Here is a 15191-nt window from a genome sequence, read left to right as displayed (position 1 = left end):
CGCCTCGATCCAGCGCCAGCCCCAAGGGCACAGCGAAACGCAAGCCCGCCATGACAGCCACCTGCGCCCTGTTATGTAGCGCCCGCAACACGGACCGACGCCCGGAAACCCGCGGCACAGCGCGCCCTGACATCGCCGGAGACGCCGGGGCGCAGATGAAGGATTGATGGAATTCCGGCCTGCGACCCTGGGGATGAAAAAGTGTCAACAATTGTAAAAATTAGGACTTGTCCTATTAAGTCCTGAAAATTTCGTACATGTCCTATGTATCTGGGACCAAGAATCGGGGAAGATACACATATTGCAACTCCACACGCCAACATCGCTATAGGGGATAACCAGACACAATCAGCAAACAAAGGGGCCATGGTTAATATGCGTAAGTTAAATATAAACGTGGTGATAGCCGACGACACTCCATTGATACTGGATGGCTTGAAATGCGCACTAAATTCAATTTCCACGATAAACATCCTGGCGTCGTGTGAATCGTCAGTTGAACTCTTCAGTACTTTATCCGAAATCAGTTGCGACGTTATTGTAACCAACTACTCCATTCGGGGAGGAGAATCCGGAGATGGGCTGTCTTATCTATCCCGCCTCCGCCGTCTTTACCCGAATACAAAGATTGCTGTACTGACCAGGTACAAGCAGCCCGCCATCATCAAGTCCGTTTTAGCCCTTGGCGTTTCCGCCATCGTGAGTCGGCATGATGATGCAACAGAGGTAATCACTGCCATTCATGTTAGTGCTTCCGGCGGGGAATATATTTCTCCACGGGTCCGCCTGGCGCTAGCTTGCCTGCAGTCCAGCATCGATCGGTCACAACCGCTCACGGCCCGTGAAACCGAGGTGATGCGCCTCTATATATCGGGCCTGACCGTCGGTGAAATCGCAGTCCTCCTCAAGAAGGGCAAGCAGACAATCAGCTGCCAAAAGATGAGCGCCATGCGAAAGCTCGGAATAAAGAGCAATGTTGATCTCATCAAGTATGGCAATGACATTAGTCATAGCCAGCATTGATGAACCGCATTCGCAGCGGCACCCCGCCATCTTCTGGCTGGCTTCCCTGATACCGGGTCGCCCACAGTACCGGCTGTGAGGCACTCAGTAGCGAGGTAATCACTCATGAAAGAGTGTGCAGCCTCGACCCTTGCATGAATGCAAGGCCATTCGCTCGCGATATTGCTGAGTGGCCATGCATATCAGGCAACCCTTGCAACTTACTTTTAACAACCTCCTAGAGGAAACTGAAAAATGAAAACGAAAATTCTGGCAATCACCCTCGCAACGGCTGGCCTGATGACCGCAGCTGGCTCGGCACAAGCTGCTGACGGCACGATCAACTTCACCGGCAGCGTGATCGCTTCCACCTGCAAGATCAACGCCGGCACCAACGACCTGGCCGTGGCGCTGCCGCGCGTGAGCACCAGCACGCTGGCCAAGGCAGGCGCCACCGCCGGCCGTACGCCCTTCGTGCTCTCGCTGACGGGTTGCGCCGTCTCCAAGGATGCGCCCACCAAGGTCTCCGTTTCCTTCGAACCGGGCACCAGCGTCAACGCCGACACGGGCCGCCTGAAGCTGCAAGGCGCCGACGCCGCGACCAACGTGGAAATCGGCATCCTGAACGATCAGTCCATGCCGATCAAGGTAGGCGCTGCCAGCGGCGACCAGAACTCGCAGATCGTGGCCATCGATGGCACGACCGGTGTCGCAAAGATGAGCTACGCCGCCGAATACACGGCAACCGGCGTGGCAACCGGGGGTACCGCGAACTCGTTCGTGCAATACACCCTGATGTACCCGTAAGCGCGGGAACGCGCGAGGACGAATCTCTGATCTCCGGGGATTGACGTACGAGCTTGCAAGCCGTCTGGCCGGCCCCGGCCAGCGGCTTGCGACAGGAGGTAACAACGCAAAGGATACTTATATGACACTCAGCATTCCGAAGTCGAAGTTATCGAGGGCGATGGCGATTGTTTCCGCATCGATCGTGTCCGCATCGATCGCGACAACGGCCGCCGCAGCCGTCGTCGTGTCAGGCACGCGCGTCGTCTTTCCCGCGGAAGAGCGCGAGATGACCATCAAGGTCACCAATGATGGCCGCATCCCCTCCCTGGTCCAGACCTGGATCGATACCGGGAACGAAAACGATTCCCCGGACAAGATCGACGTGCCGTTCACGCTCACGCCGACCATGTTCCGCGTCGAGCCCGGCAAAGGCCAGACCCTGCGCATCATCTATACGAACGAGCCGTTGCCGACCGACAAGGAATCGCTGTTCTGGCTCAACGTGCTGGACGTCCCCCCGAAGCCAACCGCCGAAGACGAACGCAACCGTCTCCAGGTTGCCTTTCGCACACGGATCAAGCTGATGTACCGGCCGGCCGGACTGCCGGGTAAAGCCGAGGAAGCCCCAGCACTGCTCAAGTGGCACATCGCCAGGGACCCGCAAGCTAACGAGTATGTCCTGAAGACCGTCAACCCAAGCCCCTATGTCGTCAGCCTCGGCAGTGTCCAGCTGAAGATGGGTGGCAAGACCTTCGATGCAGGCATGGGCTATGTGCCCCCCGGTGGGTCGCAGACTTTTCCGGTCAAGGGCCTGGAATCGGCGCCAGCCGCGGATGCGACGGTCGAGTTCAGCAGCATCGACGATTGGGGCGGCAACAAGAATGCGCAAGTGCCCGTCGCCATGGACCCACGCCACTAGCCTGGCCGGCCAGCGCGGTTAGCGCGTCCTGACCAGCTTCACTGCTGGCTCAACAGAAATCTCACACAAGTAAGCGTCGCGCATCCGTGCGCCACGCATCAATGTCGGGCGGCAAGGTCGGACCGTAGAGCCGATGGCGTGGTCCGATCCATGCTCGCCTGATGATCTACTTCCGGAGTGTTTTCCATGCCGCCGATTCAGCGTCCGAATTCCGATATTGGCCACATGCCGCAGTTGCGGCCAATATGCGCATTGCTGCTGACCAGCCTGGCCGGCTGGCAGAGCAATGCGAACGCGGACGGTAGCACGCCGGAGACGCCGGAGGCGTTTCAGATCGCGCAGATCCAGTCCAAGCCACTTGAGTTCGAGAGCGGTTTTCTCAACAACAGCGGCGGCACCGTGGATCTCTCGAAGTTCCAGCGCAGCAATATCGTCCCGCCTGGCACGTACAGCGTCGATATCTATGTCGACCAGAACTGGGTGGGGCGCGCCAGCGTGCCGTTCAAGGCCGTGCCCGGCACGGCGGATGCCCAGCCCTGCTTCAACGAAGCGCTGCTGAAGCAGGCCGGGGTCAATCTCGGCAAGCTGCCTCACCATGTGAAGGCCTCCTTCGCCGATCCGGATGCCTGCGTGCGCCTCGGGCAAGCCATTCCGGACGCCAGCTCCAGTTTCGACTTCGGCGAGCAGCGACTCAATCTCAGCATTCCGCAGATTTCGCTGGTGCGCAACGCACGCGGATACGTCAGCCCCGACCAGTGGGATGCCGGCGTCCCCGTCGGCATGCTCGGCTACAACGCCAACGTCTACAGCACCAAGAGCCAGGGCAGCGCCGCGCAGACCCAGGGATACCTGGGCCTGAACGTGGGCGCCAACCTGGGAAGCTGGCATTTCCGTCACGACGGCTCGTACAGCCTGGATGACAAGGGCCGCCAGAAGTACCAGAACGTTGCCACGTATTTGCAACGGAGCCTGCCGTCGTTGTCGTCGCAGCTCGTCATCGGCGAGTCCTACACCTCCGGCGACCTGTTCGATTCCACCCAGTTCCGCGGGGTGCGCATCTCCACGGACGACCGGATGCTGCCGGATTCGCTGCGCGGCTACGCGCCGGTGGTGCGCGGCGTGGCCAACAGCAACGCAAAAGTCTCGATCTCGCAGAACGGCGTCAAGCTCTACGAAACCACGGTGGCGCCGGGTGCGTTCGAAATCGACGACCTCTACCCTACCGGCTACGGCGGCGACCTGCAGGTTGCCGTCACGGAAGCGGACGGTTCCGTGCATTCGTTCACCGTGCCGTATGCGGCCGTGCCGCTGTCGCTGCGCCCCGGCACCAGCCGCTACAGCGTGGTGGCGGGCGCCGTGCGCAATCAGCAAAGCTCGAAGAACCCGCTCTTCACCCAGGGCACCTGGCAGCACGGCTTCACCAACCTGCTGACCGGCTACGGCGGTATTACCGTGGCCGAAGGCTATGTGTCCGTGATGGCCGGCGGTGTGCTCAATACCTCCTACGGCGCGCTCGGGGGCGACATCACGCAGGCCCGCACCTCGATCCCGGGCGTGAAGCGCTTCGACGGCTCCAGCGTGCGGGTGAGCTATGCAAAGAACGTGGTGGCGACCGGCACCAACGTCTCGATCGCGGCTTACCGCTATTCGACGGCCGGCTACTTCGGGCTCAACGACGCCATGCTCGCCCGCGAGCAGGCCGAGCGCGGGCTGTCCATCGACACGGTCTACCGGCAACGCAATCGCGCCTCGCTCACGCTCAACCAGCGGCTCGGCGAGCGCGGCGGCAACATCAATGCCACCGCATCCACGGCAACGTACTGGAACCGCAGCGGCTCGGACGTCAGCTATTCGGTGGGCTACAGCAACGCCTACAAGAATCTTGGCTACAGCGTATCCGCCACCCGCCAGCGCAACTCGGGCGGGCAGATGAGCACGCTGTACTACGTCGGCCTGACGATTCCGCTGGGCCGCAAGGCGCCGGTGACGATGACCGGGAACATGCTGCACGATACCGCCGGGCGCACCCAGCTGCAAACGTCGGTCTCCGGCGCGGCCGGGGTGGACAACAATTTCTCCTACGGCCTGAACGCCAATCACGCGAGCGGCAACGGCAGTGCGACGACCAATGGCGGCGCCAACGTGATGTATCGCGCCCCGAATGGCGAACTCAGCGCCAGCGTCAGCGGCGGCGCGGATTACCAGCAGGCCTCCGTGTCCGCACGCGGCGCCATGGTGGCGCATCCGGGCGGCGTCACGCTGTCCCAGCCGCTTTCGGAAACGTTTGCGATTGTCGAAGCACCTGGCGCGGAAGGCGCGCGCGTGACGAACGCGTCGGGCGTGCGGATCGATAGCCGGGGCTACGCGATCGTGCCGTATCTCACGCCGTTCAACATGAATATGGTCGAGCTGGACCCGAAGGGCTTGTCGACCGATGTGGAACTCAAGGAAACGAGCCAGCGCGTGGCGCCGCTGGCGGGATCCGTCCCGATGCTGAAATTTGCCACCGAGTCCGGACGCTCCGCGCTGATCCAGCCCCGCCGGCCGAATGGCAAGCCGCTCCCGTTTGGCGCCACCGTGGTCAACGAGAAAGGCAAGGAAGTCGGCTCCGTCGGCCAGATGGGCAAGATCTTCGCGCGCGGCCTGGAGTCGCAGGGCGAACTCACCGTCAGGTGGGGCAAGGACGAATCGTCGGTATGCCACGTCCCCTACACCCTGCCGGAGCGAAAGAAAAAAGCAGGGCTGCAACCGCTGCAGCGCATCGACGCAGCCTGCGCGGATGGCGCGTCTCGTCCGAACTACGCATCGAATCAGCCGCGTCGCTAAAAACGAGGCTTCGGACTTTCGTAGGGGTACCGCACGCGGATGCAAGTGGCGGTCAACAAAGCGCCTGGCAAAACGCCGGTTTGCTCCCCTCTCCCACGAAACGGCAGAGGAGCCGGGGGAGAGGGCGGGCGCTCGCTCAACGTGATGCGCCTCGCTCTTGCGCAGGCCCGCCCTCTCCCCCACCCCTGCGAGCTACGGCAGCGGTGGATTCAGCCCAGCGATGCATCGACCCACACGAAAATCGGATGCACCTAAGAAACGGACCGGACATGCAGCGCTTGAGCACTTCAGAATCTGCGACAGAGAACAGGAGCAAACAAGATGAGTAACCCGAACGATCCAGACATGGATCACAAGAAACGCACCGTTTCCCGCCGCAAGGCCCTGCTTGGCTTCGCAGCAGCCAGTTTCCTATTTTTTCATTTTTCGGCGGCGCAGGCGGGGCCTTGTACGATCGAATCCGGCGGCGACTACCTGAGGGTCGATCTTCCCGCTTGGGACTCCGACGCGTTTGATCCTAACGTTCCCGACGGGACGGTTATCTTTTCCCGTTCGGGGCAAGCAACGGGAAAAGGCAGCTGGATCAGCTGTCCTGGCAATCTGGGCACAGGCAGCTATGAGGGGAAGGGGCCCGTGGGGGCCTTTAGCACCTATGCCACGTCGGTTAATGGTATCGGTGTGCGCATCAAAGGCGGCGTTAACGTCGACCAGTGGTGGCCACAAAAATCCAGCTGGGAGAAAAACAGGATCGAATTCGGCGGCGGCGGCGGCTTCACCGTGGAACTGGTCAAAACCGGCCGGATTACAGCGGCGGGGTTACTGACTGGCGAAATCGGCACAACGACGCTGGTCGATCAACAGAACCAGGTAATCCGGCGCATCTTCATCACCGGCTCGCTTCCCATCAGGCCGACGGTGCCGACATGCAGGGTGACCACGCCTTCCGTGACCGTGCCGCTCGGCTCGCTTTCGATCTACACACTCACCGCCGTTGGCCCGAAGACCGAAAGCCGGCCGTTCGAGATCCGGCTGCAGTGCTCGGGCGGCTCGCAAGGCACGGCCACGCGGATGTATATGACGATGACGGACGCCAGCGAGCCGTCGAATCGATCCACCTTGCTGTCCCTGTCGTCGAAGTCCAAGGCGACCGGCATCGGCATTCAGATTCTTCGCGCCAACGATAGCCTGGTCTGGTTTGGCGCCGATTCCTCCCAGAGCAACAATCAAAATCAGTGGTTCATTGGCGAGTACGGCAATACCGCGGTGACGATCCCGCTCAAGGCACGGTACTACCAGACCGCAGCGCACGTGACACCGGGAGTGGTGGATGCTCTCGCCACGTTCACGATGAATTACCAGTGATCACGGCAAGCGGCCGTTGATGGTGGCTCTGCCAACGGTCCCGCCTTACCGCCCTGGTGTCCGACCACCCTGCCGCCCACAATGCCTTAATGTCTCCTTGAAAACCCACCGATCGAGGGCGCCTTGCCCGCCGGCGGCATCGACCCGCCCTCGATGCGCCAACGACGAAGCGTAGCCTCGCCGATGGCACGCATTTTAGTACTCGTCCTATTTTAAACGACGTGCAATCTCGATATCCTTGTTGCTTCAGGACGCCTTGTCGCTGGCACCTGCACCATGCCGCTTCGGCCTATGGCCGTCGCAAGGCCGCGGGATGCAGACGGTAAGCAGCGCACTGAAGAACCCATCCATCTTTCAGCCCCAGGGACGATCAAGGTGACGACGCGTGGATGCAAGGCGACATCCGGAGCACCCATGCCGTCGTGTTGCCCACCCCCCTGGCAGCAACATATGTGAAGACCGAAGCGACCATCAAGCCAGGCACGGTTAGCGCGCAGCACGATCACGTTCTCGTATCCATGACGCCAACCGGTGACGGTGCTTGAAAGGGATGCGCTGGCTTTTCGAGCGGCGCAGGAAACCCTGACTTGATCAGAGGAGCACCGCTTGCCGCCGCAAGGCCATGCAAGTGCGTCGCTGGAAAAAAAGGATAGGACGCGCGGGACGCCGCGCAACGTTTGAGCAACGTTTGAGCAACGTTTGAGCAACGTTTGAGCAACGCAAAATCGATGAGATGAAAAGAATATAGGGGAAACGGGATGAGTGATCCGGGAACACTAATGCGCATCGCTGGATCGTATGCGCGCGCGAAGCGGTTGTTGAAATGGCTTTTGCCATTGGTGACCATGTTCCCGGCGATAGCCAATGCCGGTTGTGGCATACAAACTACCAGCGCACTCAGCATGGCTTTACCGGCCACCCTCAGCGGTTCGGCTGACAACCTCCTGCCGGGAATGCTATTTCCATCGACGAGCCCTGTTTCAGGATACGTCATCATGTACGACTACACTTCCCAGTGCGCCCAGAAGGATCTCCAGAATTTAACGATTGAGCCGCTTGGGCAAGTGGTCAGCGGGGTAACCTATACGGATGGGGGCCAGACTTATCCTGTCTATGAAACAAACGTACCCGGAATCGGTTATGCCTTTGGCTGGAGTTTTCAATACAACGGCCCATGGAACGCGGTCAAGCCCGGGATAACGGAGATATTTTCCGGCGCTTCGAGGGCGCTGACTGTCTACCATCGGGTTAGCCTGGTTGCAACAGGACGCCTTGTGGCGGGCAATTACACCCTGTCAAGACAGACGCTGTCCACCCTGACGGCGACCCTTGGAGATGGCACCAGCTTTCCCAAGAATGCCCTCTTTATCGGCTCAGGGACGCTCAACGTGGCGACAAGTGGATGCAAGGTGACATCCGGAGCGACCAATGCCGTGGTGTTGCCCACCTTGCTATCCCATAGCCTGAAGGCGGTCGGCGCGGTGTCGGATGCATCGGCATCCTTCTCCATCGCGGTGAAGTGCGACGCCAACGTGCGGTTGTACGCGACAGTCACGGACGCCTCGGCCCCCGCCAATACCAGCAATACGCTGACGCTAGCCGGCAATTCCACCGCAGCCGGCGTGGGCATTCAAATGTTCCGGTCTGGCGAAACCAAGCCGCTGGCGCTCGGTCCGGATTCGTCGGCAAAGGGAAACACCAACCAATGGTATGTCGGCCGCTCGTCGGCGTCGGGCGACACCTTCAACATTCCCATGGACGCAAAATATGTGAAGACCGAGCCGACCATCAAGCCAGGCTCGGTTAGCGCGCGCAGCACGATCACGTTCTCGTATCAATAGCGTCAGCCCTGCCGCTCCGTTGACAACGACTTGAAGACATAAGGACTCTCCAATGAAGATGAAGATGAATTCCCCGAGAAAATGGCAGTTATGGCAGCTTGCCTCGAAGGGCAGCGGATACTGCGCGCTGGCTACCGCATCCCTAGCAAGCCTGCCGCCGCAACAGCAGGACATGGCCCAGACCATCGCGGCCAGGCTCTTGCCACGCGACCGTTACTCCGACGTCAAGGCGGCGCTCTTGGTCCTTGTCGCGATGGAGCTGGGCGACGAGCCGGGCGATAAGGTGCGCGATGCGGGCCGCCCGCGAGCCGCCAGCACAGCCGTGGGGCGAGCGCTGCACTACGTCTACGCGCCCTGGAGCCTGCAATTTGCCTATCGCCAGCTTAATCACACCGGCCCGCTGCCTTGCTAATGTATTCGCTGCCGGTGCGCAAACGCACGGCGAAGCAGGCGCCGCCCCAGAGCCTCGATCTGCCGTGCGTACGACGATGCGCCGACCGTGTCGAGTCGTGCCGCTGCGTCGCACGGGATGTGACACCAACGCGGGCATCTAGCCCAGGCAGAGATGGGAACATGCACCCGATGGTGCATTGCGGCGTTCGGATGGCATTGGGAACTTTGATGGATCCGACACGTATATGGTAAATGGACTTCTTATGCTATTTAAAATTACTTCGAGCGCTCTAATCCTGGGCGTCATGTTTGTGTCTGAATCAGCGTTTGCTGGTTGTACGGTAAATCAGCGTCTTACTCCGTCGCCGGCGCTTCCGACCACGATCAGCCATATTCGAGATTCGTTGGCCCCAGGGATTCAGTTTCCGTCATCGACTGCCGGAAGCGCATATGTTGCATCAATCGAAATGGCCAGCTGCCAGATCGATCAAATCGTCGTAACGCCGCTCGGCAGAGTGGTTCCGGGTGTGACGTATCAGGGAAAAAACGGCCGCGCGGCTGTATTTGAAACCGGAATTCCCGGCATAGGTTACGCACTGGAAACAAGAAATCAAAACGAGTCATGGGTGCCTATTGGGGCTGGGCCAACTGTGTTTCCGGCCGGGCCATATGGCTCTGGCGGTTGGGGTTACCACCAGCAAGCGACGCTCGTCGTAACGGGGTCTGTCCCAACGGGAAACTATCGTGTCCCGGCTCAAACCACCTCGACCCTAGGCGCCATGCTGAATGGAACTGTCGTGTCGAATCGACTGTCGATAGGTATACCTGCATTGAGCATCACCGTTACGGCAAGAGCATGCACGATCACGTCCGGCGCGACCAACACGGTGGTCATGCCGCAGTTGGTGACGTATAGCCTGAAAGCGGTAGGAGATGTCTCTGCCGCCAAGTCGGCGCCGTTTTCGTTGGGACTCAAATGCGATGCGGGCGTCAGTGTCTATGCAACCTTGACGGATGCAACCAATCCCGCCAATACCGGCAATATCCTTAGCCTGGCGAAGAATTCGACGGCAACTGGCTTGGGTATTCAAATAATGAAGAAGGGTACGACCAGTCCGTTGAATTTTGGGCCGGATTCATCGGCCAAGGGCAATAAGAATCAGTGGCTGGTCGGTACATCGGCGGCATCTGGCAGTGTGATCTCGGTGCCCTTCGAAGCGCGCTATATCAAGACGGAGGAAACGATCAAGCCGGGTGCCATGAGCGCGCTCAGCACGATCACGTTTTCGTATCAGTAACATCCACCGGCCTCAACCGGCCTCAACCGGCCTCAACCGGCCTCAACCGGCCTCAACCGGCATTAACCGGCATCAACCGCTTTCGGCCCGGTCTGCCCTGCCGCCCCCGCTGCCGCCGCCCTCACCCGGCGATGCGGCAGCACGCATCGCCTGCCGCGCCGGGTTTTCTTGCAAATTCCGCCGCATTTTCAAACTTGTCCGATTGTCTTCCCTGCCCAAGACACTCAGAATCTTGTCACTTCGCTAACGACAGCAGCGACGCGCGATGCACGACCCGCACGCGCGGCACAAGACACCAAACGCAACACACAGCGACTGCCACCCTGGCCCATCAAGCGGCTCAGGCATTGGCGGGCTAGCGTTTCCGCAACAAACCTGCGCCTGCGTTCCAGGCAACGCGCGCAGCATGGGCAGCATGAAATCCATCCGTATGATCGGCGGCGCAGTGGCGCTGCTCCTGCTTCGGTCCCCCGCGGCCACCGCACAGTCACTGACGCCACATGCGGCTGCCGGGACCACAGAAACGACACGCCGCCAGGCGCAGCAGGTCGACGAGGCGCTGACGCGCGCCTCGTCCGCGGCGCCGGTGCTGTCGGGCGGCGAGGCGTCCGCGCACGCGACACTCGTCTTTCCTGCGGAGTCGCCCTGCTTCCATATCTCGCAGCTTGAATGGAAGAACGCCGAGGCGTTCGCATGGCTGGTGCGCGCCGTCCAGGTACAGGACGTGTGCGTCGGGTCCGAGGGCATCACGCGCCTGCGCGACCATCTGCGCTACCTGCTCATCGAGCGCGGCTATGTCACCACACAGGTGCTGATCGGCCAGCAAGACTTGCGCGCCGGCAAGCTGGAGATCGAGCTTGTGCCAGGGCGCATCGGCAGCATCGCCGAGACCGGCGATGCGCCGGGCCGCCGCCAGATGGCGATGCCGATGGCCGAGGGCGACGTGCTCAATCTGCGCGATCTCGACCAGACGCTGGAGAACATCCGCACCGTGGCCGGCGACGCATCGGTACGGATGGTGATGGAGCCCGGCAAGGAATTTGGCCAGACCGATCTCGCCATTCACCATGCGCCAGCGGTGCGCCGCTGGCGCGCCGTCGTCACCGCCGACAACTCCGGCATCGACGCGACAGGCAAGAACCAGCTCGGCGGCGTGCTGGTGGTCGACTCGCCCCTGGGACTGTACGACCAGCTCATCGCCACCTACAACAACGACGCGCACTTGCGCAACCATACCGTGGGATCGCGCGCGATGGGCCTGCAATGGACGGTGCCGTATGGCTATGGCTCTTTCTGGCTGGGCGCGAACCAGTATGATTTTCTGCAGACGATCGCCACGACCGCCGGCAACCTGCCCTACACGGGCCGCACGCGCACGTTCGAGGTGGGCGCCAGCCACGTGGCTTACCGCACCGGCACCATGAAGGGCACGGTGCGCGCCAAGCTGTCGCGGCGCTCGGACGACGTCCGGCTTGGCGAATGGCCGATCGGCGTGCAGACGCGCGACATCACCAGCTACACGCTCAGCTACGCCCACTATCAACGCGCGCGCCGCATGACGTTCACCGGCGGCCTTAGCCTGCGCGGGAGCATTCCCGCGTGGTCGGCCAACAGCGGCTATGTAAGCGGCAGAACGCAATGGAACGGCCGCTACAGCATCCTCAGCGCCAACGCTGGCGTCGACGTGCCCTTCTCTGTCGGCCGGCAACGGCTGGGCTATCGCGCCAGCATGAATGCGCAGGCTGCGCCCAATGCGATTCCAGCAACCGAAATGCTCTCGATCGGCAGCCGGTACAGCGTGCGCGGCTTCGATGGCTCGCGCACCCTGGTGGGGCAAAGCGGATGGGTGCTGCGCAATGAAGTCGCGCTGGCGATCGGAAACACCGGGCAGGAAGCCTATGCCGCGGCCGACGCGGGCGCCGTGGGCGGCAGCGTGACGCGCGAACTCGCCGGGCGAACGCTCGTTGGCGCGGCGCTCGGGATCCGGGGCGCGTACGGCAAGGTTGGCTACGACGTGTCGGTCGGCATGCCGGTGGCCAAGCCGGCCGGGTTCGAGGCCGCCCGGGTGACGGTGGCCGTGCAGCTATCGATGAAGCTTTGATATTGGGTTCGTCCGGGTTTCGGGTGTTGCGTGTTGCGTGTCGTGTTTCGTGTGGGTACTGCATGCGAGCACGCGTTGCCGGAAGCAGAACGCTGTTTTGCTCCCCTCTCCCATGAAATGGGAGAGGGGAGCCGCGACAGCGCTGGATTTAGCCCAGCGATGCATCGACCCACGCCAAAACCGGACGAACCGAAATTGCATTGATCCACAACCTGACGGAGGAAGCCAACCACAGCCATCACTGAATCTCCAGCACCCTGACCCGGCATGCCCGCCCCCAATCGGCACGGATCTCCGTATGCCGGCGGCCTGCCGTCTCTCACTCTACTTACCATGGCCCAAATGATGAAAAAGACATCCATGATTGCCCGCCCGCCCAGCTGCAGCACCCTGCTGCGCGCCCTGTTGCTGGCCGTCCCGGCACTTCACGCCTCCATCGCTTCCGCACAGATCAGCGCGGCACCTGGTGGCCCGGCAATCGGCGCGACCGCCAATGGTGTGCCGCTCGTGCAGATCAACGCGCCAAACGCCGCCGGCGTATCGCACAACCAGTTCCAGAACTACAACGTGGGCGCCAATGGCCTGGTGCTCAACAACAGCGCCAACGGCGCTGCCACGCAGATCGGCGGCAACGTCGCGGGCAATGCCGCGCTCGCCAATGGCGCCGCCAGCGTCATCCTGAACGAGGTGGTCGGCAGCTCCCGCACCATGTTGAACGGCGCCACGGAAATTGCCGGGCAGCGCGCCGCGCTGATCGTCGCCAACCCGAACGGCATCTCCGTCGATGGCGGCAGCGTGCTGAACGCCTCCCGCGTCACGCTGACCACGGGCACCCCGACGCTGACCAGCGGCGGCTCCGTGTCCGGCTTCGTGGTGGATGGCGGCGACATCGCCATCACCGGCAGGGGCTTCGATGCCAGCACGGTGGACAAGGTGGACCTGCTGTCGCGTTCCATGAAGATCGACGCGGCGGTCCGTGCCAAGGACCTGATCCGCGCCGTGGCGGGCCGCAACGATATCGCCTATGACGGCGACCGTATCGATGCCGTGGAAACCAAGGGGACCGATCACGTGCCCGTGCACGCGATCGACGTGGCCGCGCTTGGCGGCATGTACGCGAACGCCATTTCGTTGCGAAGCACCGAAGGTGGCGCCGGCGTGAACATCGCGGGCAAGGTGCAGGCGCTCACGGGTGACCTGAAGATCGAGAAGACCGGCCTGGTCATCACGACGCCGGACCAGAACGGTGAGAAGGTCAGCGGTGAGAAGGTCAGCGACGACAAGGCCAGCGGCGAGACGGTCAACACCGAAGTCGCGCCCGGCTTCGTCGTAGCCGAGAAGGCCACCGAGGACAAGATCAGCGTACAGTCCGGCGCGCAACTGCTGGCGGCGGGCGCCACCGATATCCGTTCGAACAGCGTGGACAATGCCGGTGCCATCAGCGGCAAATCCGGCGTCTCGGTCAAGTCGGCGGTGCTGATCAATGACGGGACCATCGCCTCGGACGGCAACGTCACGCTGAACACGGCCACGCTGCAGAACAAGAAGACCATCAAGGCCGGCGGCGCGCTCACGGCCAATACGTCCACCATGGGCAATAGCGCCGACGGCACGATCGAATCGGAGCAGGATCTTTCGGTCAAGAGCGCAACCCTGATCAACGATGGCGTGATCCGCACCAACGCCGGGAACCTCAACGTAGATGCCACCGCCACCAATAACAAGGGTACGCTCGCTAGCGCGACTGGCACCACCAAGGTGAAGGCGACGACGTTCACGAACGCCGGCAAGATCACCGCGAGCCGGGACCTTTCGGTCAATACCACGACCGCCAGGAACGAAGGCACGCTGTCCAGCGAGCACGGCAACCTCGACTTCTCCAGCCTCACGTTCACCAACGTCAACAGTTTGTCCGCCAAAGAGGGCAAGGTGAAGGTGCAGTCGATGATCTACTCCAACGCCGGGACCATCGAGCAGGCCCAGGTGGTGGCGCAGGTCAAGCCTGTGGAGCCGGCCAAGCCTGTGGAGCCGGCCAAGCCCGTGGAGCCGGCGAAGCCTGTGGAGCAGGTCAAGCCCGTGGAGCAAGCCAAGCCTGTGGAGCCGGCGAAGCCTGTCGAGCAAGCCAAGCCGGTGGAGCAAGCCAAGCCCGCGCAGGTCTTGCCGGCACAGGTCTGGCCCGGACAGCAGCAGTGGTCCGCTCAGCAGGTCTGGCCCGCACAGCAGTGGCCCGTCCAGCAGGTCTGGCCTGCGCAGCAGTGGACCGCGCCTACGCAGCAGTGGGCCTCCGCGCCTGCGCAACAGTGGACCGCACCTGCGCAGCAGTGGGCCGCGCCGGCGCCGGTCGCTAACCCCTGGTGGCCAGCGACGCCCGTCAGCTGGAACACGCGCTGGTATTGAGGTGCGCAAAGAGGTGCTGAAGGCATCCGCCGCATGACGCGGCACGGATGACCCAAGGCAAGGCGGGCGCCGACACGACGCCCGCCTTTCGGGGCAGATCGCATGTCAGCCTTGCTGCCCGTTCATTCGAACGCTGCCGCTCAGGGCGGCGACCTTCTGCCGCGCCCTCGTCGGATCTCGATCAGAAATTCAGAGATTGAGGAATTCAGAAATTCAGAAATGGCATGCACGCAGGCATCCGCTGCGTTGTGGCCAAGAGCCGA

The 15191-nt window shown here is 62.0% G+C and carries 11 protein-coding genes; 10 read left to right on the top strand and 1 reads right to left on the bottom strand.

The features are described from left to right. Window positions 1-264: 264 nt before the first annotated feature. The 5 genes from ACX12D_RS08880 to ACX12D_RS08860 all read left to right on the top strand — a co-directional run bounded on the left by ACX12D_RS08880 (window position 265) and on the right by ACX12D_RS08860 (window position 6898). Entirely contained in the window at window positions 265-1023 is a 759-nt protein-coding gene (locus tag ACX12D_RS08880) for a response regulator (RefSeq protein ID WP_459373713.1), read from the top strand. A gap of 234 nt (window positions 1024-1257) precedes the next feature. Further along, window positions 1258-1809: a fimbrial protein gene (locus tag ACX12D_RS08875; protein WP_459373712.1), complete on the top strand. Its 552-nt coding sequence runs from the start codon at window positions 1258-1260 to the stop codon at window positions 1807-1809. Between the two features lie 121 nt (window positions 1810-1930). Then, window positions 1931-2710 (top strand): fimbria/pilus periplasmic chaperone, encoded by a 780-nt coding sequence (locus ACX12D_RS08870; protein WP_459373711.1) that lies wholly within the window; start codon window positions 1931-1933, stop codon window positions 2708-2710. 186 nt (window positions 2711-2896) lie between these two features. Further along, window positions 2897-5536, top strand: coding sequence for a fimbria/pilus outer membrane usher protein (locus tag ACX12D_RS08865; protein ID WP_459373710.1), 2640 nt, complete (start codon window positions 2897-2899; stop codon window positions 5534-5536). Window positions 5537-5857: 321 nt separating this feature from the next. Further along, window positions 5858-6898: a fimbrial protein gene (locus ACX12D_RS08860; RefSeq protein ID WP_459373709.1), complete on the top strand. Its 1041-nt coding sequence runs from the start codon at window positions 5858-5860 to the stop codon at window positions 6896-6898. A gap of 502 nt (window positions 6899-7400) precedes the next feature. Here the strand turns inward: ACX12D_RS08860 and ACX12D_RS08855 are convergent. After that, a complete protein-coding gene (locus ACX12D_RS08855; RefSeq protein WP_459373708.1) occupies window positions 7401-7895 on the bottom strand; it encodes a hypothetical protein in 495 nt (164 codons plus the stop codon). Between ACX12D_RS08855 and ACX12D_RS08850 the strand changes: the two genes are divergently transcribed. From ACX12D_RS08850 to ACX12D_RS08830, 5 genes are all read left to right on the top strand, one after another. Next, the gene (locus ACX12D_RS08850) at window positions 7894-8739 is read left to right on the top strand and encodes a fimbrial protein (RefSeq protein ID WP_459373707.1); all 846 of its coding nucleotides are present in this window, start codon (window positions 7894-7896) and stop codon (window positions 8737-8739) included. The two genes, ACX12D_RS08855 and ACX12D_RS08850, sit on opposite strands and share 2 nt — an antisense overlap. A gap of 52 nt (window positions 8740-8791) precedes the next feature. Next, window positions 8792-9151 (top strand): hypothetical protein, encoded by a 360-nt coding sequence (locus tag ACX12D_RS08845; RefSeq protein WP_459373706.1) that lies wholly within the window; start codon window positions 8792-8794, stop codon window positions 9149-9151. A gap of 244 nt (window positions 9152-9395) precedes the next feature. Continuing rightward, complete coding sequence (locus tag ACX12D_RS08840; RefSeq protein ID WP_459373705.1) at window positions 9396-10430, top strand: fimbrial protein; 1035 nt, start codon at window positions 9396-9398, stop codon at window positions 10428-10430. 415 nt (window positions 10431-10845) lie between these two features. Next, window positions 10846-12531 (top strand): ShlB/FhaC/HecB family hemolysin secretion/activation protein, encoded by a 1686-nt coding sequence (locus ACX12D_RS08835; protein WP_459373704.1) that lies wholly within the window; start codon window positions 10846-10848, stop codon window positions 12529-12531. A 360-nt stretch (window positions 12532-12891) separates the two neighbouring features. Further along, window positions 12892-14928: a filamentous hemagglutinin N-terminal domain-containing protein gene (locus ACX12D_RS08830; RefSeq protein WP_459373703.1), complete on the top strand. Its 2037-nt coding sequence runs from the start codon at window positions 12892-12894 to the stop codon at window positions 14926-14928. Window positions 14929-15191: the final 263 nt, after the last annotated feature.

Source organism: Cupriavidus sp. PET2-C1, assembly GCF_054515855.1.
This window is presented reverse-complemented; position numbering and strand designations above follow the sequence as displayed.